This is a genomic window from Limnobacter thiooxidans (genome assembly GCF_036323495.1).
GTDB lineage: Bacteria > Pseudomonadota > Gammaproteobacteria > Burkholderiales > Burkholderiaceae_B > Limnobacter > Limnobacter thiooxidans.
In genome coordinates this window covers 86034-112631 of record NZ_AP028947.1, presented here as the reverse complement: position 1 = coordinate 112631, position 26598 = coordinate 86034, and the positions used below count along the sequence as shown (strand labels likewise).

Sequence of the window (26598 nt, the reverse complement as noted above, 5' to 3'; positions counted from 1 at the left end):
AGGGGCGGCAGAGTGCTGAGTACCCGCTCTTTCACCTGCGCAAGTGAGCAGCCTTCAGAGGTGTTCGTTTGCTGCATCATCTTGCCGATTGAGGGCAAGGCGAGATGAGAAGCAACGAACACAGAACAAAGCCTGCGTTACACAACACCGAGTGAGGGAACATCGCCCAACCGAAAGATTGAACCATTCACCGCCCTGCGTTACAGTGACTCATCCCCAACTGCAAACCATCCCAAGCCCCATGCTGAAATTCAACGTTCGGGCAAGCTTCACGAGCCGCCTCATCGCCGGAAGTCTGATCGCCCTGTTCCTGCTGTCCATCCCGGTGGCCATCACCGCGCACTGGATTTTGCGCAACAGTACCATTGAGAAGGCCGGGGCCAATGCACTGGCACAGACCGAGCAGATAGCCCAATCGGTGAATCGGCATTTGAAGGAACACCTGCGCGACCTGATCTACACCAGCAAAATTGAGCAGTCCTTTGGCAATTTCTCTGCCGAGCAACAAACTGCCCTGCTGCAAATCATGCGGCAAAACACACCCGGCTATCTCTGGATCGGTGTCGCCTCCCCGGACGGCACGGTATTGGCCGCGCTGGATGACCTTCTCGTAGGCAAGAGTGTTGCTGCACGTCCTTGGTTCAAACAAGGCCTGATTTCCCCTGCAATCATGGACGTGCACGAAGCCGCCTTGCTCGCTGCGTTGTTGCCAGCCCGGGCCGAAGAGAAGTACCAGTTCATCGACTTCACCACCCCCCTGAAGAACCAGCGCGATGAAATCATCGGCGTGATCGGCATTCACCTGGACTGGAAATACTTCATTTCTGAAATCGAGCAAGATGTCTTCAACACCATCAACCCTTCCGCGCCCACGGTCATTCTTGCCAAAGACGGTACCCTGAGAATGGGCAATCGCCTGGAATTGGCAGACCTTCAGGACAGCACCGCTTGGACAGCCATGCAGGGTTTTCAACAGGCAGTGAACGGCAAAAGCAACTGGTCCATTGAAACCTTGAGCGACGGGGAAAGCTACCTGATTGCCTTTGCGCCCAACAAAAGCGCGGAAACCGACAGCCTGGGTTGGGTGTCGGCCACCCTTACGCCACTGAACGCAGTGTCCTCCCCAATTTCTACAGCCTTGATGGGCGCCATTCTCGCCCTGATTATTGGTACCCTGTCGACGCTTTTGCTGGTATTGGGCCTTGGGCGCAGCCTGTCTAACAAGGCCACAGCCTACCTGGAGCTGGTGCGCAAAAATGACGAGAAGTCACTGGCCCGCTCACTCAACGAACTGCCAACCGAATTGCAGCCGATTGCCCGGGACATTCTGGACCTGACTCGCGGGCTGACCGAGAAGAGCAAGTCACTGGAAAAAGCACTGAGGTCCACCAAGGAAAGCTACTGGATTGTCGAAGCATTGATTGTTCAAGCGCCTGTGCCAATTGCCATGTTCGACACCGAAATGAACTACGTGGCAGCTTCGTCCCGCTGGGCGCAAACCTTCACGCGCACACCTGGCAGCCTCGTGGGGAAAAATCACTACGATGTGGTGGAGAACCTGCACGAGCGCTGGCGCCAGGCCCACCAGGCTGGCTTGGCGGGCGAAAGCATTTCAGCTACGTCCGACCCGTGGACCAGCCCTGAAGGAGACACCATTTGGCTGGACTGGGCCATTGAGCCTTGGCTCAAGCCCGACGGCCAACGTGGCGGCATTATCGTGATGTGTAAAGACGTCACGGAAGAAAGGCAGGTACGCGATAGCCTGGCGGAGAGCGAGGAACGTTTCAAGCTCGCGATGGAAGGCTCCCACGACGGGCTTTGGGACTGGGACATACACGCCAGTACAGTTTATTTTTCTCCAAGCTGGAAGCGCCTGCTGGGCTATGAGGACCATGAACTGGAAAACTGTTTCAGCACCTGGGAGCGGCTCACTGCACCAGACGATCTTGAAATGGCCAAGAGCAGACTGACCGAAGCACTCCAGGACCCGGAGAAAAAGTCGTATGAAGCCGAATTCAGAATGCGCCACAAAAGCGGGCACTGGGTCAATATCCTGTCCAAAGCCCTGATTGTGCGTGACCTATTGGGAGAGCCCACCCGCGTGGTCGGTACACACTTGGACCGCACTGTTCAACTGGCACTGGAGAGCCAGCTGCGCGAAACAGCCATCGCCGCCAAAGCGGAAAAAGATGCGAACACTGAAAAAAGTCGCTTTCTGGCCACGATGAGCCATGAAATCCGCACACCCTTGAACGGCATTTTGGGCTTTTCCCGTTTGCTCGAAGCAGACCTGCCTGCGGGCGAGCTCAAGGAACAAGCGGGGTATCTGGTTCAATCGTCAGAAACACTGTCAACCATCCTGAACGATATTCTGGACTTCTCCAAGCTGGAATCGGGAATGGTTACCCTGACCGAATCACCCTTCGTGATGGATCAATTGCTCAAAGGCAGCTCGGAACTGTCGCGCTTGAATTGCGAATCCAAGGGGGTGGCCTTTGAAATTGAAAACAACCTGGGTGAACATCAAATTTATCGTGGCGACATAGGCCGCCTGCGGCAAGTTATTCAGAACCTGCTTTCCAATGCGATCAAATTCACTTCTCACGGCAAAGTAGCATTAAAAGCAAGCAAGTCACCCTTAAACGATGGCTTCTACCGACTAACCTTTGAAGTCATCGACACGGGTCTGGGCATTCCGGCCGACAAGCTCAGCCAACTGTTCAAACCCTTTTCACAGGTACATGTCGACCGGGACAACCGCTTTGGTGGCACCGGGCTGGGACTGTCGATTGTAAAAAGCCTGGTCGGTGCCATGGGTGGGGAAATTCACCTGCAGTCCGAAACCGGCAAGGGTACGCGAGTGACCTTTTCAGTTTCATTGAAGCGGGAAACCGCACTCAAAGAACACAGTGAAGAGCGGATCTTGCCCAAGCGCGCGCTCCGTGTGCTGGTTGCAGACGACATGCCGTTGAACATCAAACTGCTCGAGGTGTTTCTGAAAAAGGATGGTCACACTGTGGAAATTGCCCGGGACGGACAACAGGCCCTGGAAAAAGCCAAAAATGGGGTTTTCGACTTCATATTGCTCGACATCGACATGCCGAAATTGTCTGGTTATCAGGTCGCTGTGGAAATCCGCAATACCCCTGGCCCCAATCAACAGTGTGAAATGGCTGCCCTGACAGGTTATGCTTTCGACACCGACATTCACAAAGCGCAAACAGCGGGTTTTAACTTCCATTTTGCCAAGCCGATCCAGTTCAATTTGTTGTTAAATCGCTTGGCAATCAGTAGCCAGAATACGAAATGACCACCCACAATGCGAAATGTGGTGCAGAATAGCGGCCTGTTGATCTCTTGATTCAAAAGTGGAGTTTTCTATGGAATTACTGATGGATCCAAACGTCTGGATCGCCTTTGCGATTTTGACGGCTTTGGAAATTGTGCTCGGCATTGACAACATTGTGTTCATCACGGTGTTGGTATCCAAACTGCCGGCAGACATTCGCGACCGCGTGCGGCAATTCGGCCTGATGTTCGCCATGGTGACCCGCGTGGGCCTGCTGTTCTCGCTGTCCTGGATCATCGGCCTGACTGAACCACTGTTTGAAGTGATGGGGGCGTCAATCACCGGCAGGGACCTTGTCTTGTTCTTTGGTGGCCTGTTCCTCTTGTACAAGGCATCCAAGGAAATCTACGAGGAAGTTGAAGCGCCTCAAAAACACGAGGACGAGCTGGCCTTGGGCGCTGCCGCGCAGCAAACCGGCAAGAAACTGTTTATTTATTCCATTATTCAGATTGGTATTCTGGACATCGTATTCAGCTTGGACTCCGTCATTACCGCCGTGGGTATGGCCGATGACATCGAAGTCATGATTGCAGCCGTCATGGTTGCCGTAGGCGTGATGATGGTATTTGCCAAATCCATTGGTGAATTCGTTGAAGCACACACCTCTGTCAAGGTTTTGGCCCTGGCCTTCCTGATGATGGTCGGTATGCTGCTGATCGCGGAAAGCTTCGGCCAGCATGTGCCAAAAGCCTACCTGTACAGCGCCATGGGCTTTTCACTGCTGGTTGAGTTGCTCAACCTGCGCTCGAAAGCCAAGCGCCAGCGTTTGCTGGACGAGGCAGCACAAGCCAAAGCCTGATTTTTCAGGTTGTTGTGAAATGCAAAAAAGCCAGTGTAGACTGGCTTTTTTGTTTTCCGAATGCGGAAAATTTCATGAAGAAGGTGAATTCATGCTGTACCGAATTGCGCGCGTTTTTTTACTCCCTTTCTTCGCTTTATTTCCCTGCTTTGCCTTGGCACAAACTGCCACCGATCCTTGGCAACTGTGGAAACAACCGGGTGTTCACGCCATCATGCGGCATGCTACCGCGCCTGGTTTTGGCGATCCCGAAGGCTTTGTTCTTGGTAACTGCGCCACGCAGCGTGACTTGAATGCGACTGGCCGCAAAGAGGCCCGAGTTCTGGGCAGAGCCATCCGCGACAAGGGCATTGCACTGACCGCTGTGTATTCAAGCCAGTGGTGCCGGTGCCTGCACACCGCCGAAGAACTGGATGTAGGAAAGGTCCGGGAGCTGCCCGCACTGAATTCGTTTTTCCAAGGGCGTGGTAACAGCGCTGAACACACAGCGGCCTTGAAGAAACACCTGGCCACTCTGAAACCTAGTGACAAGGTGCTGTATGTCAGCCACCAGGTCAACACCACCGCACTGACCGGGGTTTATCCAGACTCGGGCGAGGTGGTGCTGTTCAAATTTTTGCCCAACGGCGAGGTGACGGTACTGGGTCGGGTGCGGGCAGACACCCTGTAATCGCCGCTATGGGCATGATGTAGTGACCATGAACTGGAGACCCGGACCAAGTGCGCGTTTTTGGTCACGAAACAAAGACTTCACAAAACTTGATTGCAAATACTTGAACTTACTGCCCCTAATGGCCTCGAACTAAAACGATTCCGGTTTGTACACCGAAGCGTATGGAAGATCTTTAGTTCGAAATTCCAAATTGGAGGTTATAAGAATGTTGAAGTCAAAATTCACGAAAACCGCACTGATCAGTGGCCTGGCCCTTTCTGCAGCAGCCATCACCCTGCCTGCGCAAGCGGATGTCATGGTGGGCGGTGCAGCCATGTACGCCAACAAAGACATTGTCGACAATGCGGTGAATTCCAAAGACCACACCACCCTGGTGGCTGCAGTAAAAGCCGCTGGTTTGGTCGACACCTTGAAAAGCAAAGGGCCTTTCACCGTGTTTGCCCCCACGAATGATGCATTTGCCAAATTGCCTCCCGGCACTGTGGACACGCTGTTGAAGCCTGAGAACAAGCCCACCTTGCAGAAGGTGCTGACTTACCATGTGGTGCCCGGCAAGATTTCCGCAGCCGACCTGAGCAATCTGATTGTGCAGGCTGGCGGCATGGTGAAAGTGAAAACCGCTTCGGGTGGTTCACTGGGTGCCATGTTGAATGGCGACAAAGTGATACTGACCGACGAAAAAGGCGGCACGGCCCAGGTCACGATTGCCAATGTGTATCAGTCCAACGGGGTGATTCACGTGGTGGACAGTGTGTTGCTCCCTAATTCTTGAGCAATAAGTCTTGAGCAATCCCTGATCGTCTTCATCGCGATTGCTAAAGTGGCGAACCTGACTGGTTCGCCATTTTTATTTGGACCGCGTCACGAGCACAATGCCCAGCACCACCGGCACAATGCCCAGAAAGTCAGCCCAGTTCAAAGGCTCATTCAACAGCCATGCGCCGGCCAGCAGCCCCAAGGGGGGAGTGAGGAAAAACCACACACTGGCGGCACTGGCACTGCCTTGCTCCAGCAAATTGAACCAGAGCTGGTACCCGGTGATGGACACCACCAGCACCAACCAGGCAAATGCACCCAAAAATGAAGGCGTCAACGCCATGGCCGAAGGGTCTTCAAACCACAGGGCAACTGGCAGCAACAACACACCACTGATCAGGATTTGAAAGCCGGTGCCGGTCACCACATCGGTTTTTACAGGCCATTTTTTGTACAACACGGTGCCACAGGCCAAGGTCAGCAAAGCCGCCAAGACCAGTAAAAAACCTTCCAGCGTGTCGGTGGTCGACCCCATTCGATTGCGCACAATGTAGGCCACACCCAGAAAGCCCAAGGCCAGTCCCAGCTGCTTTTGGCGGGTCAGCGGTTCGCGCAGCAGAAAGGTCGACAACACAGCCACCACGATCGGGTTGGCACTGATCAGAATAGTAGACAACCCCGAGGACAAACTGCCCATGCCGGTCCAGCTCAACCCCAGGTACAAGGCATGGTTAAGCAAGCCCAGTGTGGCCAGTACGGCCAACTCCTGCAAGCTCATTACGCGCAAGCTGCCACGCCAATGGGCCCAAGCCAGCATCAACGCGCCGGCAACCAGAAAACGCGATGCCAGAAACAGCAGGGGCGGGCTATCCATCAGGCCAATTTTTGCGGCTGGAAAAGCACTCGTCCAGATCAGCACAAAGGGAAAAGCCAGGCTGGCATTGCGCAACAGGGTGGATTGATTCATTTCAACACAACTTAAAAGGCGTGCCACATTGTAATCAAGCCAGTGACATCACAGTGCGGTGTTTTTCAGCTTGGTTTCAGGTGGGCTCACTACACTGGGAACCATCGAGTCACACACTGGAGTTTAAAAATGAAAAATACATGGATCAAAACCCTGTCAGCCCTGGCCATTGCGGCTGCCATTCCTTTCGCAGCGCATGCCGATAGCGACCACCGCAGCAACGGCCAGCGCGATGCAGAAATCGTGAAAACCTTTGGCCTGATCTCCGCTGAACAGGCTCGTGAAATCGCCTTGAAGGAATTTCCTGGTGTAGTCACCGAACTGGAACTCGATGACCGCGATTATGGCAAGGGCTGGAAATGGGAAGTGGAAGTGGTGAATACCGACGGCAAGGAAGTGGAAGTGGATCTGGATGCGAAAACTGGCAAGGTCCTGAAAGTGGACAAAGACTGGTTCTAAAGCAGCACACCGGGCTTGAAGTGCACGCTCACTTCAAGCCCGGGCCGATTGGTGCTACCACTTGTGGCCAAACGGCCTGGTGACCGAAATTCCAGCCGAGCCTCGTAGGTGCCAGCAATGTCCTGTGCAATGGCCAGGCCAAGCCCGCTTCCTGGCGTGGATTCATCGGCACGAAACCCGCGCTGAGTCAATTCAGCCAAGGCTTCGGCAGGGCAGCCCGGGCCATCGTCTGCCACCGTCAAGGTGTTCCCTTCCATCACGATGTAAACCTCGCGGTAAGCCCACTTGGACGCGTTGTCGAGCAGGTTGCCAAACAACTCAAACAGGTCTTCCCGATCGCCGAGCAACTTGGTGCCTTGGGGCAGCTCCACAACAAATTGAAGTGATTTGTCCAGGTACAGGGCCCGGCAACTGTTGACCAACGCATCCAGAATTTCACGCAGGTCCACACGCTGGCCAGGCCGCAAGTCGCCCACCACGCGCACACGGGCTGTTTCACGGTCAATCAGGCGGGCCACTTCCTGGTTAAGTGTTTGTACTTCAAGGGCAAAACCGGCTGTACCTGCCTCATCGCCCTCACTCAATTGCGACAAGCGGGCCAGGCGGGTTTTCAAGGCATGCGCCAGGTTGCCCATGCCCTCACGGGACCGTTTCAGGCGTTGATCGATGGCAGTCAACAGGCGGTTCAACTCGGTCACCAAAGGCTTGATTTCATCCGGGCCGCGAAATTCAAGCTGGGCAATCTCGCCTTGCTGCAAACGCACCAATGCCGACTGCACATCGTTCAGCGGCTTGAGCGTGTTGAGCACAATCCAGCGTTGAATAAGCACCAATGCCAACAGGAACAAGGCTGAAAAACCGGCATTGGCCAGTTTGTAATCGGACAGGTTGTTCAAGAGGGGCGTGATGTCACGGGCCATTGCGATGGTGAACTGTTGGCGGTCTTTCTGGTAAGTGCGGGCGTGCACCAGCAAACGCTGGCCGTCCGGGCCCGATTGGCGGGCAGTCACGGCCAGCTCGGTTGTCGGGTCTGGAAAACTGAAATCAGCCCCCCACAGTGAACGGGAATAACGGGTATCCGCTCCAAACTGCAAGGCAAAGTAACTGCCGGAATAGGGTTGCTGATAAGCAGGTGGCAGGCGGGTGCTGTTCAGCGTCGGCTGACCTTCGGCATCAAACTCGATACCAGCCAGCAACACCTCGCTGTCCTGTTGAAGCTGATCCAGAAACTGGTTTTCCAGCAGTCGTTCAATGGCTTGGGACGACAGCCACCACTGGGCCAGCAACAGCACCAGCAGGCTGAGAATCAAACCAAAAGACAAACGGTTGCGCAGTGAATTCAAGGCGCAGGCTCAGCAAACACGTAACCTTGCCCTTTGCGGGTTTGTATCCACTGTGGGCCAATTTTCTTGCGCAGGCGGTTCACATACACCTCCATCACATTGCTGTCTTTGTCGGCATCGTATTCATACACATGCTCGGTTAACCGGGTTTTGCTCAAGGGCTGGCCGGCGTGCAGCATGAAGTAGCGCAACAGGCGGAATTCGGTGGCGGTCAGTTGCTGCGGTGGGTCGCTTTGCACCTGCACGGTTTGTTGGGTTTCGTCCAGTACCAGACCCCTGGCATTCAATGTGTCAGGCGCATTGCCGATGGATCGTTTTAAAACAGCGCTGATGCGGGCCAGCAATTCTTCCGTTTGAAAAGGCTTGGGCACATAGTCATCGGCCCCGGCGTTGAAGCCTTCCACTTTTTCCTGCCAGGTGCCCCGCGCGGTCAGTACAATCACGGGCAATTTCAGGCCCTCCGCTCGCCAGGCTTTCAACACCTCCAGACCTGGCTTTCCGGGCAAGCCCAAATCAAGCACCACCAGGTCATAAGGCTCTATGCTGCCCTGTGCCTGCGCCTCGCGGCCATCTTGCACCCAATCGGCGGCATAACCAGCCTTGCCCAACTGTTTGTGCAGTTGTGCACCAAGTACCGGGTCGTCTTCCACCAACAACAATCGCATGGCCTTCAGTCGTCCTGTTCCAGTTCAATCAAGCGCCCAGTCCTGGCATCCAGCTTCATTTCCCAGACGCGCCCACGGGCGTCCAGCAATTCTATTTCATAAACCAGCCGGCCGTCGTCTTCATCCAGGTCGGCGTCCAGGATACGGCCTTGTTTCACAGCGCGGGCACGGTTGAATATCTGGTCCAGGGACAGAACTTCGCCACTGCGTTGCAATCGGCGAATGCGTTTGTCATCGTCGTCGGCATGGGCCAGCGGCGCCAGTGCAACTGCACAGGCCATTGCGGAACCAAGCAACAGGAGAAGGAGGGCGCGGGTTTTCATGGTGGAAGCTACTTTAAACCATCCACCTGAACCAAAGCTTAAAAAACGGGAGTCAAGACTTGTTTGAACTGTTGCTCGATTCAACCAGGCGGGGTTGTTCGTCATCCGGCCATTCAAAACTGTAAAAGCCTTCCTTCCCATTGATGGTGTAATCGAATTGCCCGCTGACCGATTGACCTTTGACTTCCAGGTTAAAGGCACAGCGGTTGGGGGCCTCGCAGCCATGGCGCTGCACCAGTTGCGACACCGCGGGGTCGATCAAGGGAGCGGTGTGCAAGCCATCCGGGGTCATGAAGTACACCCCGGCGTCTTTTCCGCAATGGTTTTCAATCAGGGTCAAGCCCACCCCTTCAAAACGAAACTCACAATCGTTTTTTGACACATACGCCAGTGTTTGCTGATGGGCGGCCTTGTTCTGGCAAGACGATACGCCGAACAAGGTCACGGCCGCGATCACCATCAAACTGAACACGACGAAAAGAAACTTGCCCAGCTTGCCGACAAACGATCCGCGATTGCGGTGCGAGTCAAAAGACAAGGAGCGTGACCTGTTGCGTTGGTTGAACATGGCGAAACCTGTTGATGAGAAGTAAAGAGTTTGACAATGAAGTCATATCTTTCTCAACGTGACAGGTCGGTCTGCGTTTACCCGTGAGCAGTTCCGGAAGGAATTTTTTACAGAAAACAGCCGCGGGGCCTGGCTTTGCGGGGCATGCACAAGCACACAAATTTGTATCATCAGATTGGGTGAAGGCAGCAACCTTATCGGGGTATACCGCCTTGTTCAAGCCTGAATCGTGAATCCAATTCGTACCCAATCCCCGTCGCAGTGTGCAAAAGGCTCACCACCGTGAAGCCGTGCGATGGCGGCCACAATGGCAAGGCCCAAGCCATGGTTGTGTCCACTTTCATTGCGAGATTGATCTACCCGGTAAAATGGCTCAAACAAGTGCGGAATACTGGGCTCGGGAATACACACGCCCTTGTTGCTGACGGTGATGCGAACCTGCCCTGAAGGCATGGTCTTGTCGATCCTGATCTGGATCACGCTGCCTTCCTGTGCATACCGTGCGGCATTGGATAACAGGTTGGACAGGGCCCGCTTGATCAATTCTGAATCCACACGTACGGCCGCGTCGCCCTGAATCTCAAAGCTCAGCTGCTTTTCTTCCAGCATGGCTTCCATGTAATCCACCACTGTCATTACCGGTTCGCTGAGTTTGTCGACCCAGCGGAAATTGTTGTATTGCCCTTGGCTTGCATGCGACAAAAACAGCATGCTCTGGATGATGCGGTTCATGCGCTGCAATTCTTCAAGGTGACTGTGTAATGCCTCCCGAAGTTGCTCGGGGTCGAGCGTTTTTTCACGCAGCAACAGCTCGTGGCTCACAGTGAGGCTAGACAGCGGCGTGTTCAACTCGTGCGCCACATTGGAATTGAATGAACGCAACTGGTCGTGAAAATACCCCACCTTGCCCATCAGCTTGTTGAACTGTTCAATGACCGGATAAAGCTCTTCGGGCTCGTTGTCACTTTTGATGCGGGCCCGCAAATCCGAGGGGTCAAAGTCGGCAATCCGGCGGCCAAATGTATTCAAGGGCTTCAATTCGAAGCGGGCCAGCGTGCCGCTGACCATCATGATCACAAACCCCCACACCACGGTGACACCGGCAAACAGCAGTGCAACGAAATTCAGGAACCGTTTGTCTTCTGACACGTCCAGCGCCAGCTCCAGGTCCCGCATGGGCATGGTGCCACCCAAATTGTGCAGCGAGTGCATGTAGGTGGCCTTGTGCTTGACCCTGCTTAACAGCACTTGCGGGCCATACAACACCTGGCCAGCGTTGCCGTGCACCTTGGCTCGTAAATTGCCCAGGCTCAACAACAATTCATCGACACGACCCCACATGTCGGTGGGCTCCAGCTCGCTGTTTCTGGCCAGCACTTGTTCGATACTTAAAGCGGCGCGGGTCATGGTGTCCTGATGGCGCATGTCTTGCCACATGTGGATGGCCTGAAAACTGATGATGGCAATCATCGCCACACCCAGCGTGCTGAATATCGACATTTGCAAGGCCGAGCGCCAGGCCATCGAATGTCTTTTCACGCTCCATTCTCCACGGCGCGTTGCTCAAGCACATAGCCCATGCCCCGCACGGTGTGCAGCAGGGGCTGGTCAAACGGTTCATCCATTTTGCCGCGCAAGCGCCGAACAGCCACATCGACCACATTGGTTTCACTGTCAAAGTGCATGTCCCACACCAGCTCAGCCAGTTCAGTTCGTGACAACACTTCACCCTGCCTGCGCAGCAACAACCACAACAAGCTGAACTCCTTGGCGGTCAGGCGCAAATCCTGCCCAGCGCGGCGGGCCTGGCGTTTCACGGCATCCAGTTCCAGGTCAGCCAGGCTCAAGTGACTGCTGTCCGAACCTGCACTGGGCTTGCCTTGCGCACGCCTCGCCAACGCATGAACACGGGCCACCAGTTCGGAAAAGGCAAAGGGCTTGGTGAGGTAATCATCCGCGCCAGCCTGCAGGCCCTTCACCCGGTCTTCCACCATGGCGCGCGCGGTCAGCATCAAAACGGGAATGTCCATGGTTTGGCGCAAGGCTGCCAACACGCCCAAACCGTCAAGGTCAGGCAACATGCCATCGAGAATGATCAGTTCATAGTGCCCCTCGGTGGCCAAGTGCAAACCATCGATACCGCGATGCGCGACATCGACCACAAAGCCTTCGGAGTTCAGGCCCTTTTGCAAATAGCTCGCCAGTTTTTTTTCGTCTTCAATGACCAGAATTTTCATGGCGGGCAGATCGCTTTGCGAAGGATGGACAAGCTTTGAAGTATAGAAGGGTGGCCCTGTTTTTTAAATTACAAATTTGTAATGTTTCTGTGGGGGCTTGGTCATGCATGGATGCGTAAAGTACAACTCATGCCAACGCAACAATGCTGCGGCAAACAGTTAAAAAACAATCCATTCAGGAGATTTACCATGAACGCACGTCAATTGATCGCCACTTCCGTACTCGCCATTTCCGCTACCGTACCCGCTGTTGTAATGGCCAGCCCAGCAACCCAGCAAGGCGATGGCACATCGCATGTTTACAGCGTGAGCCAGCAGCGTGACCAGATCACACGCCAAACCGTGTTGAATGAATATCAACAAGCCGTGAAGTCTGGCCAATTGAGCCCAGTAAGCGGCGATGCCAGCGTGGCCATGCAGGTTGGCAAGTCCAACGCCACCCGCGCTGAAGTTTTGGGCAAGATCATGGGTGCCAACTTGACCGAAGGCGATGCCAGCTAAGCACTGAATTTGTCAAAAAACTGGTCTGATTGACGGTTTTCAAAGGGCGCCTGTGATTCCCCGCACAGGCGCCTTTTGTTTTAAGATGAAGCTCAGCCCCGCATCAAGCAGTGTCCAAATGCCTTCCAAAAAATCACCCTCCGAACAAAACAACCCGAATGAAATGGCAGTGCCCTCCGGGAGGTTCGCCCGCCTGAGCAGGTTTGGGGCGCTGGCAACCACCGTGGCAGGTTCTGTCGTTAAAAACGGCACCAAGCAACTGGCCCAAGGCAAACGCCCCAAGTTGAGCAGCCTTTTGCTGACCCCGAAAAACGCCTTGCGCGTGGCTGATCAACTGGCACAACTGCGCGGTGCGGCCATGAAACTGGGTCAGCTGGTGTCGATGGACGCAGGCGACATGCTGCCACCCCAACTGGCTGAAATTCTGGCCAAACTTCGGCAAGACGCCAAGCACATGCCCCGCGCGCAATTGTTGAAAGTGTTGGAAAGCGAGTGGGGCGCACAGTGGCGCGACCGAGTGCGGGAATTCAATTTGACCCCCATCGCCGCAGCGTCCATTGGCCAGGTGCATGAAGCCATTTCGCTGGAAGGCGAAAAACTGGCCATCAAGATCCAATACCCGGGGGTACGCGACAGCATCGACAGCGACATCGACAACGTGGCCACCATTTTGCGTTTCACTGGCCTGGTACCCAAAACATTTGATTTGGCCGCGTTGTTGACCGAGGCCAAAAAGCAGTTGCACGAGGAAGCCGATTACCTGCGGGAAGCGCAGTGCATCGTGCAGTACACCGCTGCGTTGGGTCAGGATGACCGTTTTGAAATACCCACCGTGAATGAAGTGCTGACCACTCGGGGTATTTTGGCCATGCGATTTGTGGAAGGTGTGCCAATTGAATCCATGGCACAGGCAACCCAGCCAGTTCGCGACACAATTGCCACCACCCTGTTCGAGTTGATGTTCAAGGAATTGCTGGGCATGCGCCTGATGCAAACCGACCCCAATTTTGCCAACTACCGCTACAACCCAAAAACCGGCAAGGTGGTGTTACTTGACTTCGGGGCCACCCGGGGCTTCGACGCAGCACTTATTGATGGCTATGTCGCCGTGATGAACGCGGCCCAAGCCGGCAGCCGCAGCGCAATGGATGCAGCGGCCCGACAAATTGGCTACTTTGACAGCACCACGCAAGCCCACCACCGGGAACTGGTACTGGACCTGATGGAAATGGCCTGCGAGCCCCTGTGCACCAAAGGTACTTTTGACTTTGGCAATACAGACCTTGCCGCACGCATTCGTGACAAGGGCTTTGAGCTGGGCGAGGACAGAAAATTCTGGCATGCCCCGCCCATTGACTGCCTGTTCATCCACCGCAAACTAGGTGGCCTGTTTTTGCTGGTCACCCGGCTGAAGGCGCGGGTGAATGTCAGCGCGTGCACTTAACCAATACAGTGCGGGGGTGATGTAGCTGTCCAGCAAGGTCGAACTGATCAAGCCTCCGAAGATCACCACCGCCACGGGGTGCAGTATTTCTGTGCCCGGCCTCTCGGCTTCAAACAGCAGGGGAGCAAGCGCAAATGCGGTGACCAGGGCTGTCATCAGTACGGGGCTTAAGCGTTCGATGGACCCGCGTACAATCATGGATTGGCTGAATTGCTCTTGCTCAAAACGCATCAGGTGGATGTAGTGACTTACCTTCAATATTCCATTGCGGACAGAAATTCCCGCCAGTGTAATAAAGCCGATCAGTGCCGCCACCGACAGGGGTTGGCCCGACAGCCACAATGCGAACACCGCCCCCACCAAGGCCAATGGAATATTGGCCATGATAATGAGCGACAGCTTTACCGACTGATATCGACTGTAAAGCACAGCAAACATCAGCCCCAGCGACACAATTGACAAAACACCGACCAATCGAGTGGCTGTTTCCTGCGCCTCAAACTGGCCGCCCAACACCACAAAATAGCCCTCAGGCAGCGCCTGCCGTGCCACCACAGTGCGAATGTCTTCGACCACCGCCGATAAAGCCCTACCTTGCGCATTGGCAGAAATCACGATGCGGCGTTTGCCATCGTCGCGGCTGATCTGGTTGGGGCCATCACTGTCCTCAACCTCAGCCAGTGCGGACAAAGGCACCGCACCACTGGGCGTTTGTATCAACAGTTGTTGAAGCTGCTCCAGGCTTCTGTCACGGTCTGCAAGCTTGAGCACCAACGCAAAGCGACGGTTGCCCTCCACGATCTGGGTGATTTTTTCACCCTCGACCAGGGTTTGCAGGCCCAGCAAAATGTCAGTGGCCGATACCCCGTATTGCGAGGCTGCGGCGTAATTCACCCGCACCTTGATTTCAGGCGCCAGCACCTGCTTTTCCACTTCAAGGTCAACCAACCCATCAATGTCGGCCAGTTGCATGCGCAACTGTTCCGCTGTGCCTCGCAAGGTGTCCAGGTCTTCACCGAACACCTTGATGGCAATTTGTGAACGCACGCCAGAAAGCATGTGGTCTATCCGATGGGAAATGGGTTGCCCCAAGGCAATGGCTGCAGGCAGATTTTGCAGGCGCGCGCGAATGTCGGCATTCACTTCATCCATGGGCCGGGTCATTTCCGAAACAGGGATCAAGCCAATGTCCAGTTCCGACACATGCACCCCCTCTGCATGTTCGTCCAGTTCTGCGCGGCCGCTTCTGCGCCCGATGTGTGTAATCTCGGGCACGCCCGCCAACAGCTGTTCGGCCTGGGTGGCCAGTGAAGATGAATCTTCCAGCGTAACACCGGGGTTCAGGCGTAAACCGATCAACAACGTTCCTTCATTGAAGGGCGGCAAAAAGGTTTTCGGAAAAAACGGTACCGAAGCGGCTGCCACAACAACAGCAAGCAGAGCCACCCCAATGGCTTTTTTAGGTTGATTCAACACACCCTGCAAGCTGCCCCGGTAACGTGCCTTTAGCCAGGCCAGCGCCCGGGTGTCGCCATGGTCAAGGTTCTTGATGCCGGGCAACAGGTAATACGACAACACCGGCGTCACTGTGACCGACACCACCAGTGAGGCCAGTGTGGACACAATAAAGGCAATACCGAGAGGCACAAACAACTTGCCTTCAATGCCGGGCAATGCGAACAGGGGAATGAACACCAGCACCACAATGGCCGTGGCAACCACAATACCGGCGCGCACTTCAAGGCTGGCCTTGCGCACCAGCGCCACCCAGTCGAAAGGCTGACCAGGGTTTCTGGCCCGTTGCTCTTTCAGGCGCCGCAAAATGTTTTCAACATCGACCACGGCGTCGTCAACCAGACCACCAATGGCAATGGCCAAGCCACCCAGTGTCATGGTGTTGATCGACAGGCCAAAGTACTTGAACACCAGCGCTGTCATGAAAATGGACACTGGAATGGCGGTGAGTGCAATGACCGTGGGACGCAGCGTGCCCAAAAACAGAAACAGCACCACCGCCACAAACACCGAAGCCCCAATCAGTTTGCCCTGCAAGGTGGTGATGGACGCTTCAATAAAACTGGCTTGCCGGAAGGTGACGCGTGGTTGTTCCATGCCTTCTGGCAAACTGTTTTTCATGCCAGCCAGCGCCTCTTCAATGGCGCGGGTCAATGCCAGGGTATCGGCATCGGGTTGTTTTTGAATGCCCAGAATAACGGCTGGCCTGCCTTCAAAACCGGCATCCCCCCGCTTCACCGCTGCAGCAAATTCAACCTGGGCCACCTGCATCAGCAAGACAGGCTGGCCATTGCGAACCCCCACCGCGACATTGCGCAAATCATCCAGCGAAGATGTTCTGCCCAGATGACGAATCAGGTATTCACGGCCATTCAATGACAAAAATCCGCCCGATGTGTTGGACGCAAAACCTTTCAGTGCAGCTTGCAGGTGTTCAATCGTGATGCCCAGATCAACCATGCGCTGCAAATCGGGCTGCACCTGAAACTGACGCACCTCACCACCAATCGGGATGACCTGTGCCACGCCCTGAATGGACAGCAAACGGGGCCGCAGCACCCAGTCTGCGTACTCGCGCACCGCCATCGGGGACAGCTTTTGTGTGTCGATCGGAATGGCGATCTGCATGATCTCACCCATGATGGAACTGACAGGCCCCATCGTGGGTGTCAACCCGGCCGGAATGGATTCTTCCATGCTGGTCAGGCGTTCAGACACCATCTGCCGGGCGCGGTAAATTTCCACATCCCAATTGAAAGTGACGTAAATGAATGAAAGCCCAGCACTGGACACGGAACGGATCACCTCCACACCAGGTAACCCATTCAACGTGGTTTCCAGCGGAAAGGTGATCAGCTGCTCCACTTCCTCGGAAGCCATGCCACCAGCCTCGGTAATCACCGTGACTGTGGGCTTGTTCAAATCGGGAAACACATCCACGGGGGTTTGGGTCAGTGTGAATGCCCCATAAGCCGTCAGCAGCAAGGCACCGAACAACACCAGCAGCCGGTTTTTCAGGCTGCTGTCGAGTAAAAACTGAAACATGCTGTTCTCCCTTTAGCGAACCTGGTTAATCAAGGTTGCGCCTTGCGTCACCACGCGGTCATAGGTCGTCAAGCCGCTTTTCACCAGCACGCGCTGCCCATCGAGTGGTTCTGTCACTACCACCTGTGGCTGAAAGGTTTCGGGTTCGGTTTTCACCCACACCATGGTTTGGTTCGCCGCGTTTTTCACCACGGCTGAACTGGGTATGGCAACACCCTCTGTTTGATCAGCCAGCGCGGCGAACACTTTCACCAGTTGCCCGGTGAAAAACCGCGTCTGCTCCAGTTTGCGGTTTTCAAAGACCAGGGTGAGCGATTGATCACGCACGGCACCCGCTGCACCCACGTAGTTCAATTGGATGGTTTGGTCGCCCAGCACCACTGTTGCGCCACTGAAACCCGGGGGAACGCCGCCGCTGGCCCACGTGGCATCGATGCGCACCACCGAAGGATCAAGCACTTCAAACACCAGCGCACCCGCGTCAAACACTTTGCCCGAAATGGCCTGGCTGCTCGATACAACACCACTGGCTGGTGCTCGCAATGCTTCTTTCGCGCCGATGCCACCCGCCAGGGCAGCAACCTGGCCTTTCAAACCCTGCACCTCGGCATTGGCGGCGTCCAGTTCTTTCCTTGGCAAAGTGTCTTGAAGCTGCTGTACTCGTTGAAGCCTGCTTTCAGCGAGATTCAGTTGCGATTTCAATTGCGCCAGTTGACCCTGCTGGGCAGACCGCTCCAGCGTGCCATGGCTGGCCAGCACATGGCCCAGCAGTTCGCCTTTTGTCACCTTTTGACCCATCTGCGGGATGCCTTTGGGTGGGGCTTCAAAACGCCCACCTGCGGTGGTTTGCACTAGCCCGCCGGTTTGCGGATCAACAACAACCTTGCCATTCAGTTCAATGACTTTCGCATGCGCCTGAAGCACTGCAGGAGTGGTGCGCACGTTGAGTTGCCGCTGTGCGGGCTTGGGTAAAAATACCTCGCCAGTGGGCAGGCGGCGCGGGCTGTTGCCCATCGCGACATCAGGTGTTGCCTGCGCTTGCGCATTGTCGTGCTCTTCGCCATGGTCATGCCCAGGCCCAGCCCAGGCAGTGGTGTTGTTTGAGAAATTCAGCGCCAGCAAGGCCAATGCGCAGGTGAACACGGATGAACGTGAAATGACTAGTTTCATGATTATTTCACTCCCTTGTTGCGGCGTTTGATGAAGAAGGCAATCAGGCCCAAGGCCAGCAGCGCAGCAGCGCCCACCACCACCCAATATTCAACACCGTGCGGGCCATGCTCTTCGTGGCCTGCGTGGTCAGCGTGTTCCTCATGGCCTTCGTGCGCATGGCCTTGATCTGCCAACAGCAACGTGCCAGTCAGCACCTCGCTTTGATCACCCACGCTGACCTGCAAGGCCACCGCCAGTTGCTCACCCAATCCGGATTCGGGCAACACGGCATCGAACTCACCCTCAGCGTGCAATTCAAGCGGTACTTTTTGCCCGTTCAATTGAAGATCAAGAGTGGCGTTTTGCACCGGTGCATTGGTGGCGGCGTGGTCGACAAAAATTTCAAGCGTGCGGCCATTCAATACGCCCACGGCTTCAAACAAATCGGATTCCATGACAACACGGGGCAATACAGCCCCTGCCGCAACAGAGGCTTCATCGCCATGGTCGTGGCCGGGGCCAGCCAAGGCCAGTGTGTGCATGGCGCATAACAACAAAACAGTGACAGGTTTTTTCATGGTGCTTGCTCGGGTAACAGACCCAGCGCCTGCAACAAGGCAGACACTTTGGTCGAGAATTCAATGGTGGATTTTTTGGCCAAACGCTCAGCCTCAAAGGCCTGCTGCTCGAAACGCAACAGCGTGGGGAAATCGGTTTCACCCAGTGCAAATGACTTTTGATGCAAGGTATAAACCTGTCGGGCCAGTTCCGCCTGTGCCTGCGCATTGCCTTGCAGCTTTTCAAACCACTCCACATTGGCCTGCGCGGCAGTCGCTTGCGCCTTGATGCGGGTGCCCACACGCTTGAGCGTTTCCTGAGCCTCGGTTTCATCCGCACGCGCTGCCAGCAATCGGCTGGCATGCGCTGTCCGGGAGCCCAAGGGAATTCGGGTGGAAAGCAGCAGCGACTTTTCATTCGGCGCACCGAAAGCCGCGCGCTCGTTGATCAATGCCAGCCCCACCTCGGGGTTTTCACGCCGTTGAATGGCAACCAGGTCTGCCCGGCTGCCATTGAGCAGTGCCTCGTTTTGCGCTGCCTGAAAAAGCGGATGTCCCTGAATGTTCAGCGTGGTTTCATTGGGCAGCGTTTCTGTCGAGGCACGGCCATGGGCATTCAGCACAGTGACGGGTAAGCCGGTAAGCTGCGCAAACTCGGAACCCACAGTGGACAAGGTGGACATGGCACGGCCAAGCTCAACATGGGCTTGCGCTCGCAGTGCAGTGGCTTGCAGCAGGTCAACCTTGGCCAGATCACCGGCATCCACCCGGCGCTTTACATCAGCCATCAGCCTGTCAGCCGAAATGACACGCGCCTGCGCGAGGTCAACATCAAGCTGCGCAGCCAGCGCGTTCCAGTACACCTGCCGAACTTGCCCGGCCAGTTCCAGTTTCAACTCGGCTGCACGCTGCTCGCCAGCGGCCAGTTCAAGCTGGCGAAGGTTCTGGTTCGTGCTGCGTTCATTCCACAACCAAAGGGGTGCGCTCAGGCCCAGCGAGGTTTCCCGCAAACCCTGGTTGTCCCGGTTGCGGTCGCTTCGATACGACCCTTCAAGTGCCAGGGGTGCAGCAGTCAAACTGTTGGCATTTTCACGCCCGGCTTTCAGTGCTGCAATGCGCTGGCCTTGGGCCAGCAAAGCCGGGTTGTGCGCAAGCGCCGATTGGTAAACCTGTGCAAGCGGCACAGTGGCTTCTTGAGCGTGTGCCCAAGGCGCGGCGGCAAAACCGACGCACGCCCAAAGCACCACGCGCAGTGGTGAATTCATGGTGAAAAACTCCGTGAACAAGTGAAAATCCCCCTGCATGCAGGGGCACAGGTCAAAGCAGGTTCAACACCAGTTGGGGCGTTCTATTCGGGAATTGAAAAAAGAGGTGGCCAGTGTTGGCTCAGGGGAAAACTCGGCGTAGGTCAGGTCGGGGTGCGCATTGGCGGGCAGGCTGGACAACACCACCGTACAATGCCCTGGGCAATGGTGGTGGTGGTCGGTCTCTGCGGAATTGTCTTCAGTGGTTTGGACATGGCCATCGGTAGGCAACGTTTGCACATGAGTGTGTGAATGCGTGTCCTCGAGTGCATGGAAAAACTGCCCCTCAGCCAGCAGGCTTTGCAGCGGTAGAACCATCATCAGCAAAAGAAGAAACCACTTTTTCATGAGCGTGAGATTAACACAGGCCGAAAAAGGTTCAAAACCAGAATATGGGACAGGTTGGACCAAGCATTTGCCATGGCTTGGTGTGCACGTCCATGTGACCTTCAGTGTGAATGTCCATGTTCATTCGCAACCCTTGGTGGTTCACCACGTAATTCACCCCGGGCTTGCCGGATTACACTGACCGAGGCAGATAGACCCAGCGAGGCCATCAAGGCGGCCACCACCAGGTCGGGCCAGGCGGCCTGGGTTACGCCCACCAACACAGCTGCACCCAGCACAGCCAGGTTGCCTATGGCGTCGTTTCGACTGCAAAGCCACACTGAACGCATGTTGGAATCGCCATTGCGGTAACGGTATTGCAAGGCAGCCACACCCACATTCACAGCGAGCGCCAACACCCCCACCACACCCATGGTGGTGTAGGAAGGCACTTCCCCATTGAACGCCGCGTACAGCGCAAAACCCAGCACGCCCACCCCGTACAGCCCCATGGACACGCCTTTGAGCAAAGCCGCCTTGGCGCGGGTTTGAAGGGCCATGCCCAAGACGAACAGCGAGAGTGCGTAGTTGGCAGCGTCTCCGCCGAAATCGAGCGAATCCGCCAACAGCGACACGGAACCTGCCTGCCAGCTCGCACCTATTTCCAGAAAAAACATGGCTGCGTTGGCGATCAGGGCGATCCACAACACCTTGCGGAAACCAGGATTGGCCGCTGAGGCGGCCGCTTCATGAGAATGGCTGTGATTGCAACCGGGCATGTCAGGTCTTCCTTGCGGTGGTTAAAAACGTCTACAGAACCACTGTATTGGAAACCCTGACAAGGTGGCAAGGTCAAGCTTTTTTTGACCGTCCCCGCGACGCCTTGCCTGCAGCCGCTTCCAAGGCTGCTTTCACTGCCCACAGGCGATCCTGGCCCCACACTGCCGTGTCGCCCACCTTGAAGGAGGGCACACCCCACAAACCAGCAGCAAACAATTCTTCCCTATTGGCTGCCGCCACTTCGCGCCAGGCCGTGTGAAGCAGGGCCACTTGGGCACCTTCCCAACGCAAGCCAACGCGTTCCACAATGGCTCGCAGGCCTTTGTCGCTGCCCGCATCAATACCTTCAGCCCACACGCCATGCATGAAAGACAATACAAACTCCGGCCCACAGCTGTGCATTTCCGCAAACGGAATCAGAGCCAGGCCGCGCTCGGTGGGTTTGCCAACAGGGTCATTCAGGCGACCAAACGGAATGTTGCGAACATGGGCTTCGCGGGCGGTGTCAACCACAATGTATTCGCGCTTTACCTTGGGCACGGGCAAGCCCCGCATCACCATGGGTAGCACATAGCGCAAGTTCACTTTCGCACCTGTTTGACGGGCCAGTTCGAATACCCGGGGCGCCACAATGGCGGAATAAGGACTGCGGAAGGAGAAAAAGAAATCAATGGCAGGTGGGTTGCTCAGTGGGTTGGTCAGTGCGTTGGCCTGCGCCAACCCGTCATCGGGTGCAAACAACACGGAATCGGGCACGCCACCTGACCCGCTGCGCTGGGCACCCAGTTCCTGCAAGCGTTGCTCCAGGTGGTACAGCCGGTCAATTCCCCAGTACCACTCGCCTTCGTAATACAGCATGCCGCCCAGGTAATGCCCCAGCTTTTGCCGCAAGGCATCCGCCTGTGCAATGTGGGCTTGTACCTCTTCATTGGACACCGGTTTCAAGCCATTGACTTGCTCGGGTGGAACCCGTGTTTCATCGCTGGCCCACAACCATTGGCCCATCGCAGCCGCATGCTCGCCAAACTGTCCAGCGAAAATGGCAGCCACCAAAGTGTGCTTGGCTTGCGCGCACCGCTGCGCATTGGGCTGGTAGCCGGGGTCGGTGAACTTCAATCCATGGCGCTGGGCCAGCAGGGCTGCGTCCACGCGGCTGTAGGCGACCAGTTTTTCACGCTCGGGCGCCGCTGAGTCGGGCGGCGGGCTGACCACATGCGGAATCAGTTGAATGTTGTAAAGGCTCAGAAACCTAGGCAAAGCCTGCGCCAGCAAGTGGCTGTAAGGGTCATCGATCTGATGAAAGTAATGCACCTCGTGAGGACGCCGGGCGGCTTGCCGAGCCTTTTCTGCCTTGGCTCGCTTGGCCAACAAGGTGCTGCGTGCAAAACGCCTTTGAGTGATGGCGGGCATCAACAGGGTTTTCAGGCTCATGGTGCTGTCTCTGGTTATTGTTTTACAGCACTTTCGCCTGATATTTACATACTGTCAATATTTAGCGCGCGATCAATGAAATCCCTGGCCACTGTGGGGCGGGGCACTTTCTGGTCAAACCAGCTGCGTACATTCTGGTCAAGCCCAATGCCATGCATGTAGTTGTACAGGGCCTTGTTCAAGCCTTCACCCAGTGCGCCATGGTCCACGCCGGTCGGGTCGATAAAGCCGATGTCGTTTTTGGCAAAAGTGCCTTGCGGCATGGGTTTCAACTGAATACCGTATTCCTCGGGGTTTTTGCCCACCGGCGAATGAACCGTGCAGGCAAAGCGGTGAAAGTAGCCTGACTGTATACAACCAGCAGCAAACAGCTGGCGCACGTATTCCAGTGCGTCCACCGTGTCTTGCACGGTCTGGGTCGGGAAACCGTACATCAGGTAGGCATGCACAAGCACACCAGCATCGGTGAAACCCTTGGTGACTTGGGCCACCTGTTCCACCGACACGCCTTTCTTCATCAAGTTCAACAGCCGGTCGGAAGCCACTTCAAGCCCGCCGCTGATGGCGATGCAACCACTGTCGGCCAGCAACTGGCACAGCTCGGGCGTGAAGGATTTCTCGAACCGGATATTGCCCCACCAAGAAATGGAAACTTGCCGCTCAATCAGCTCCAGCGCAAGGGCCTTCAAGGCTTTGGGGGGTGCAGCCTCGTCCACGAAATGAAAACCGGTTTGGCCCGTTTCAGCCACAATGGCTTCAATGCGATTGACCAACTCGGTAGCCGTGGCATTTTCATAGCGGGAAATGTAGTCCAGCGACACATCGCAAAAGCTGCACTTTTTCCAGTAACAGCCGTGCGCCACGGTCAGCTTGTTCCAGCGCCCGTCGCTCCACAGGCGGTGCATGGGGTTGAGCATGTCCAGCAGGCTGAGGTATTGGGCCAAGGGCAGGCCATCCCAGGTTGGGGTGCCTACATCGCCAAACGGCACATCGGGTTCAGCCCAGTTGGTGTACTGCACTTGGCCTTCTGCGTTGCGGGTGAACGTGCGCACCAGGCGTTGCGGGCCGCGCTTGCCTTGCAAGTGTTCGATCAGGCACAGCAAAGGGCGCTCGCCAGAATCAAGCGTGACAAAATCAACAAAATCAAACAGGCGGGGCTCGGCCAGTTCGCGCAACTCGGTATTCACATAGCCGCCACCCAAGCCAATTTTGACGGCCGGGTTTTCTGCTTTCATGGCTTGGGCCATGCGCAGGGCGGCATACACCGCACCCGGAAAAGGCACGGACAACAGTACCAGTTGGGGTTGCTGGCGTTTGAACTCAGCCAGCGTCAGCTCCACCAGAATTTCATCAATCAGGGTGAAAGGCTGTTCAAGCGCCTGCGCCAAGGGGTCGAAGCTGGGCTGGCTGCCCGCCAGGGACTCGGCATAGCGAACAAATTCGAATCGTTCATCAATTGCGTCGGCAATCACATCGGCCAAATCGTTCAGATACAACGTGGCCAGGTGGCGGGCCTTGTCTTGCGCGCCCAAGGCACCAAAGGCCCAGGCCAGCGGGTCGCCACCGTCTTCGTCCACATACACATCCAGCGTTTCGAACCTGGGGCCTTCCGGTAAAAAGCCGCGGCTGTTGATGCGGTGGGCCAGGGTGGAATCGCCACCCTGCAAAAAGCGGATGGTGGGCGCAATGGTGGCGCGGTATCGGCTGAACTGGTCCATGAAAAGGGCCACGCGCTCGGTCACTTCCTCGTATTGCTCAATTTCTGCGGCAATTCGGTCCAGCCCTTCCGGGGAAAACAGGGTCAGCACCAGGCCCAGCGCAATGTCAGCTTGCACGGAATCGATGCCCTGCTTGCGCAGAAAGCCGGTGATGTAAGCGGTAGACGGGTAGGGTGTGTTGAGCTGTGTCATCGGCGGGATGAACGACAACACACGGAATGCAGTAGACACAGTAAACCTCGGGCAGAATGTGGCTAGATTCTACACCCGGTGGTCTGTATTTTTAACAAATGCAAGCCTGGGGTTTAGCAGCAAGGCATGCTGAGGGCACAACACACGGCACCCACTTCACAGCATGAACCTGCGAATGCATAGGTGGCGGCCAATACGCTGGTCAGGAATACACTGGTTTTTGCTACAACTGCTTTCATGAAATACTCCGTTGGAAAATAAAGCGGCGGCCAATCTGCCTGCATTTACAATAGACCACGATTCAATACAAAGTTCAATTCATGCCAGTGAAACTGCTTTCATTTGCGGACACCCAGACGCCGCCGGAATACGACCGCCCCCGCCCTGACCGGCTGGAAAAGGGCAACCCCCTGCGCACCACCCTGAACCATTACAACAGCAATGGCGTGAATGCAGGTATATGGGCTTGCGAAACCGGGGCGTGGCGCATTGCCTTTGCCGCTGGGAAAGACGAGTTTTTTCATGTGCTGGAGGGGCGAATTCAAATCACCGATGCCCAAGGAGAAGCGAAACAATTTGGCCCTGGTGATGCCGGAGTTATACCGGCTGATTTCACCGGCGTATTTGAAGTGCTGGAGCCTGTGCGCAAACATTACGTGATCATTGATCGCGAAGCGATCAAGTAATATGGACCCCATCAACGCTGGCGAGCTAAGCCACAATATTCAACTGCTTATTGAGGTGGTGGCCACACTGGCCTTCGCGCTCAGCGGCATTCTGGAAGGCGCACGCAAGCGGCTGGATGCGGTGGGGGTTTGCGTGGTCGCTTTTCTGGCCGCGTTTGGTGGCGGCACGCTGCGCGACTTTTTGCTGGATGTGCGCCCCTTTTTCTGGGTGAAGCACATTGAACTGCTGTGGGCCGTGTTCGTGCTTTGCCTGGTGGCCATGCTGTTCATGCGGCAGCGACATTTTCATTTCACCGAGAAAGCCATCGCCTGGCCCGACACCTTAGGGCTGGGGCTGTTCACCGCCGCAGGCGTGTTTGCGGCCATTCAAGCGGGCCTGCCCAGCCTGGTTGCGGTATTCATGGGGGTAATCACTGGCGTGTTCGGCGGCGTGCTGCGCGACATTGTGTGTAACGAAATTCCACAGGCCTTCAAAGACCACCGCCCCTATGCCATTTGCGCTTTCTTTGGTGGTTGGGCCTACATCGCCCTTCGCGAATTGGACAACCCCGCTTACGTCAACATGCTGGGCTGTGTACTGGTCACCGTGGGCCTGCGCGCCTTTGCCGTGTGGCGCAACGTGCGTCTGCCGGAGTGGAGAAACTAAGTAGCGAAAATGAGTAGTGGTTAGAACAAACCCATAGCCAAACCACTGGCAAAAGCGGCACCCAGTTCACGGCAGCGCTCCAAATCGCCTGGGTTGATTATTTTTTGAGCAAGAATGTCACCCGGTGTTTGTGCATGGGTACAAACAATCATGGGTTCGGCGATCAGGTTCAAACGCCAACCCATGGCAATGCGCTGAATCTGCTTGACCGCACCTTGCCCGCCACTGCCCGCACACACCAGTACGGCATAAGGCCGGCCGTTGATGTTGTCCAGCACCGGGTAATAGGTCCGGTCGAAAAAGTCTTTCATCAAACCCGCCATTGACCCCAAAGTTTCCGGGGTAATGAAAACATAACCATCGGCCTGAAGCACATGCTGTTCAGTGGCCTCACTCGCTTGAAGCAGCAAAGATTGGATTCCCGCTTCAGCGTCCATTTCTTCCGCCGCCCCTTCAGCCAATGCCTGCGCCATGGCCCTGGAGCCACCGGTGATGGAGTGGTAAATAATCAGCAGGTTTTTCATTGGGGGAGTAAGTGTTTGCTATGTGAATGGTCTTGAATTTTATTCCAATGCTGTCCTTGCAAGTGCGATTCATGATTAACCTGATCAAGGTACTGTTTTGAGGACCTTGCACACTCGAATTAGACTTGCTGGCCACA

At 55.7% G+C, this 26598-nt stretch carries 26 protein-coding genes; 9 read left to right on the top strand and 17 right to left on the bottom strand.

Annotation, left to right across the window (positions count from 1 at the left end; genetic code table 11):
- Nucleotides 1–205 precede the first annotated feature (205 nt).
- The 4 genes from RGQ30_RS00500 to RGQ30_RS00485 all read left to right on the top strand — a co-directional run bounded on the left by RGQ30_RS00500 (nt 206) and on the right by RGQ30_RS00485 (nt 5593).
- Nucleotides 206–3310 (top strand): ATP-binding protein, encoded by a 3105-nt coding sequence (locus RGQ30_RS00500; protein ID WP_130557157.1) that lies wholly within the window; start codon nt 206–208, stop codon nt 3308–3310.
- Nucleotides 3311–3380: 70 nt separating this feature from the next.
- Entirely contained in the window at nt 3381–4148 is a 768-nt protein-coding gene (locus tag RGQ30_RS00495; protein ID WP_298218391.1) for a TerC family protein, read from the top strand.
- Nucleotides 4149–4239: 91 nt separating this feature from the next.
- Nucleotides 4240–4818 carry a histidine phosphatase family protein gene (locus tag RGQ30_RS00490; protein WP_298218389.1) on the top strand — a complete coding sequence of 193 codons (579 nt, stop codon included), beginning with the start codon at nt 4240–4242 and terminating at the stop codon, nt 4816–4818.
- Nucleotides 4819–5026: 208 nt separating this feature from the next.
- Nucleotides 5027–5593 (top strand): fasciclin domain-containing protein, encoded by a 567-nt coding sequence (locus RGQ30_RS00485; RefSeq protein ID WP_130557158.1) that lies wholly within the window; start codon nt 5027–5029, stop codon nt 5591–5593.
- A gap of 75 nt (nt 5594–5668) precedes the next feature.
- Here RGQ30_RS00485 and RGQ30_RS00480 read toward each other — a convergent pair whose 3' ends face one another.
- Nucleotides 5669–6544 carry a DMT family transporter gene (locus tag RGQ30_RS00480; RefSeq protein ID WP_130557159.1) on the bottom strand — a complete coding sequence of 292 codons (876 nt, stop codon included), beginning with the start codon at nt 6542–6544 and terminating at the stop codon, nt 5669–5671.
- Nucleotides 6545–6673: 129 nt separating this feature from the next.
- On the opposite strand from RGQ30_RS00480, the gene RGQ30_RS00475 reads away from it, so the two are divergent.
- Nucleotides 6674–7003, top strand: a complete 330-nt coding sequence (locus RGQ30_RS00475; protein ID WP_130557160.1) for a PepSY domain-containing protein — start codon at nt 6674–6676, stop codon at nt 7001–7003.
- On the opposite strand, the gene RGQ30_RS00470 is transcribed toward RGQ30_RS00475, so the two are convergent.
- The 6 genes from RGQ30_RS00470 to RGQ30_RS00445 all read right to left on the bottom strand — a co-directional run bounded on the left by RGQ30_RS00470 (nt 7000) and on the right by RGQ30_RS00445 (nt 12139).
- Nucleotides 7000–8346, bottom strand: coding sequence for a sensor histidine kinase (locus RGQ30_RS00470; RefSeq protein WP_130557161.1), 1347 nt, complete (start codon nt 8344–8346; stop codon nt 7000–7002). The genes RGQ30_RS00475 and RGQ30_RS00470 overlap by 4 nt on opposite strands.
- On the bottom strand, nt 8343–9011 hold the full coding sequence (locus RGQ30_RS00465; RefSeq protein ID WP_130557162.1) for a response regulator transcription factor: 669 nt from the start codon (nt 9009–9011) through the stop codon (nt 8343–8345). Before RGQ30_RS00465 ends, RGQ30_RS00470 begins: the two co-directional genes overlap by 4 nt.
- 5 nt (nt 9012–9016) lie before the next feature.
- Nucleotides 9017–9334, bottom strand: a complete 318-nt coding sequence (locus RGQ30_RS00460; RefSeq protein WP_130557163.1) for a PepSY domain-containing protein — start codon at nt 9332–9334, stop codon at nt 9017–9019.
- Nucleotides 9335–9386: 52 nt separating this feature from the next.
- Nucleotides 9387–9902, bottom strand: a complete 516-nt coding sequence (locus tag RGQ30_RS00455) for a hypothetical protein (protein ID WP_130557164.1) — start codon at nt 9900–9902, stop codon at nt 9387–9389.
- Between the two features lie 216 nt (nt 9903–10118).
- Nucleotides 10119–11441: an ATP-binding protein gene (locus RGQ30_RS00450; RefSeq protein ID WP_130557165.1), complete on the bottom strand. Its 1323-nt coding sequence runs from the start codon at nt 11439–11441 to the stop codon at nt 10119–10121.
- Nucleotides 11438–12139, bottom strand: a complete 702-nt coding sequence (locus tag RGQ30_RS00445) for a heavy metal response regulator transcription factor (protein WP_130557166.1) — start codon at nt 12137–12139, stop codon at nt 11438–11440. Before RGQ30_RS00445 ends, RGQ30_RS00450 begins: the two co-directional genes overlap by 4 nt.
- Before the next feature lie 189 nt (nt 12140–12328).
- On the opposite strand from RGQ30_RS00445, the gene RGQ30_RS00440 reads away from it, so the two are divergent.
- Together RGQ30_RS00440 and RGQ30_RS00435 are read left to right on the top strand one after the other, a co-directional pair.
- Nucleotides 12329–12640 carry a hypothetical protein gene (locus tag RGQ30_RS00440; RefSeq protein WP_130557167.1) on the top strand — a complete coding sequence of 104 codons (312 nt, stop codon included), beginning with the start codon at nt 12329–12331 and terminating at the stop codon, nt 12638–12640.
- 118 nt (nt 12641–12758) lie between these two features.
- Nucleotides 12759–14084: an ABC1 kinase family protein gene (locus RGQ30_RS00435; RefSeq protein ID WP_338284601.1), complete on the top strand. Its 1326-nt coding sequence runs from the start codon at nt 12759–12761 to the stop codon at nt 14082–14084.
- Here the strand turns inward: RGQ30_RS00435 and RGQ30_RS00430 are convergent.
- The 9 genes from RGQ30_RS00430 to RGQ30_RS00390 all read right to left on the bottom strand — a co-directional run bounded on the left by RGQ30_RS00430 (nt 14019) and on the right by RGQ30_RS00390 (nt 24844).
- Complete coding sequence (locus RGQ30_RS00430) at nt 14019–17144, bottom strand: efflux RND transporter permease subunit (RefSeq protein ID WP_130557168.1); 3126 nt, start codon at nt 17142–17144, stop codon at nt 14019–14021. The two genes, RGQ30_RS00435 and RGQ30_RS00430, sit on opposite strands and share 66 nt — an antisense overlap.
- Nucleotides 17145–17156: 12 nt before the next feature.
- Nucleotides 17157–18314, bottom strand: a complete 1158-nt coding sequence (locus RGQ30_RS00425; RefSeq protein ID WP_130557169.1) for an efflux RND transporter periplasmic adaptor subunit — start codon at nt 18312–18314, stop codon at nt 17157–17159.
- Nucleotides 18315–18316: 2 nt separating this feature from the next.
- Entirely contained in the window at nt 18317–18874 is a 558-nt protein-coding gene (locus RGQ30_RS00420; protein WP_130557170.1) for a hypothetical protein, read from the bottom strand.
- Nucleotides 18871–20118 (bottom strand): TolC family protein, encoded by a 1248-nt coding sequence (locus tag RGQ30_RS00415; RefSeq protein ID WP_338284600.1) that lies wholly within the window; start codon nt 20116–20118, stop codon nt 18871–18873. Before RGQ30_RS00415 ends, RGQ30_RS00420 begins: the two co-directional genes overlap by 4 nt.
- 63 nt (nt 20119–20181) lie before the next feature.
- On the bottom strand, nt 20182–20505 hold the full coding sequence (locus RGQ30_RS00410) for a hypothetical protein (protein ID WP_130557172.1): 324 nt from the start codon (nt 20503–20505) through the stop codon (nt 20182–20184).
- A 101-nt stretch (nt 20506–20606) separates the two neighbouring features.
- The gene (locus tag RGQ30_RS00405) at nt 20607–21263 is read right to left on the bottom strand and encodes a cation efflux transmembrane domain-containing protein (RefSeq protein WP_130557173.1); all 657 of its coding nucleotides are present in this window, start codon (nt 21261–21263) and stop codon (nt 20607–20609) included.
- Nucleotides 21264–21336: 73 nt separating this feature from the next.
- Nucleotides 21337–22695 (bottom strand): DsbA family protein, encoded by a 1359-nt coding sequence (locus tag RGQ30_RS00400; protein WP_130557174.1) that lies wholly within the window; start codon nt 22693–22695, stop codon nt 21337–21339.
- 44 nt (nt 22696–22739) lie between these two features.
- Nucleotides 22740–24605, bottom strand: a complete 1866-nt coding sequence (locus tag RGQ30_RS00395) for a B12-binding domain-containing radical SAM protein (protein WP_130557175.1) — start codon at nt 24603–24605, stop codon at nt 22740–22742.
- A 113-nt stretch (nt 24606–24718) separates the two neighbouring features.
- Complete coding sequence (locus RGQ30_RS00390; RefSeq protein ID WP_298218366.1) at nt 24719–24844, bottom strand: hypothetical protein; 126 nt, start codon at nt 24842–24844, stop codon at nt 24719–24721.
- Between the two features lie 81 nt (nt 24845–24925).
- Here RGQ30_RS00390 and RGQ30_RS00385 point away from each other — a divergent pair, with 81 nt between their 5' ends.
- Both RGQ30_RS00385 and RGQ30_RS00380 read left to right on the top strand, forming a co-directional pair.
- A complete protein-coding gene (locus tag RGQ30_RS00385; RefSeq protein WP_130557176.1) occupies nt 24926–25291 on the top strand; it encodes a cupin domain-containing protein in 366 nt (121 codons plus the stop codon).
- A 1-nt stretch (nt 25292) separates the two neighbouring features.
- Complete coding sequence (locus RGQ30_RS00380) at nt 25293–25937, top strand: trimeric intracellular cation channel family protein (RefSeq protein WP_130557177.1); 645 nt, start codon at nt 25293–25295, stop codon at nt 25935–25937.
- Nucleotides 25938–25957: 20 nt separating this feature from the next.
- Here the strand turns inward: RGQ30_RS00380 and RGQ30_RS00375 are convergent, their stop codons facing one another.
- Nucleotides 25958–26461, bottom strand: a complete 504-nt coding sequence (locus RGQ30_RS00375; RefSeq protein WP_130557178.1) for a flavodoxin family protein — start codon at nt 26459–26461, stop codon at nt 25958–25960.
- Between the last annotated feature and the right edge of the window lie 137 nt (nt 26462–26598).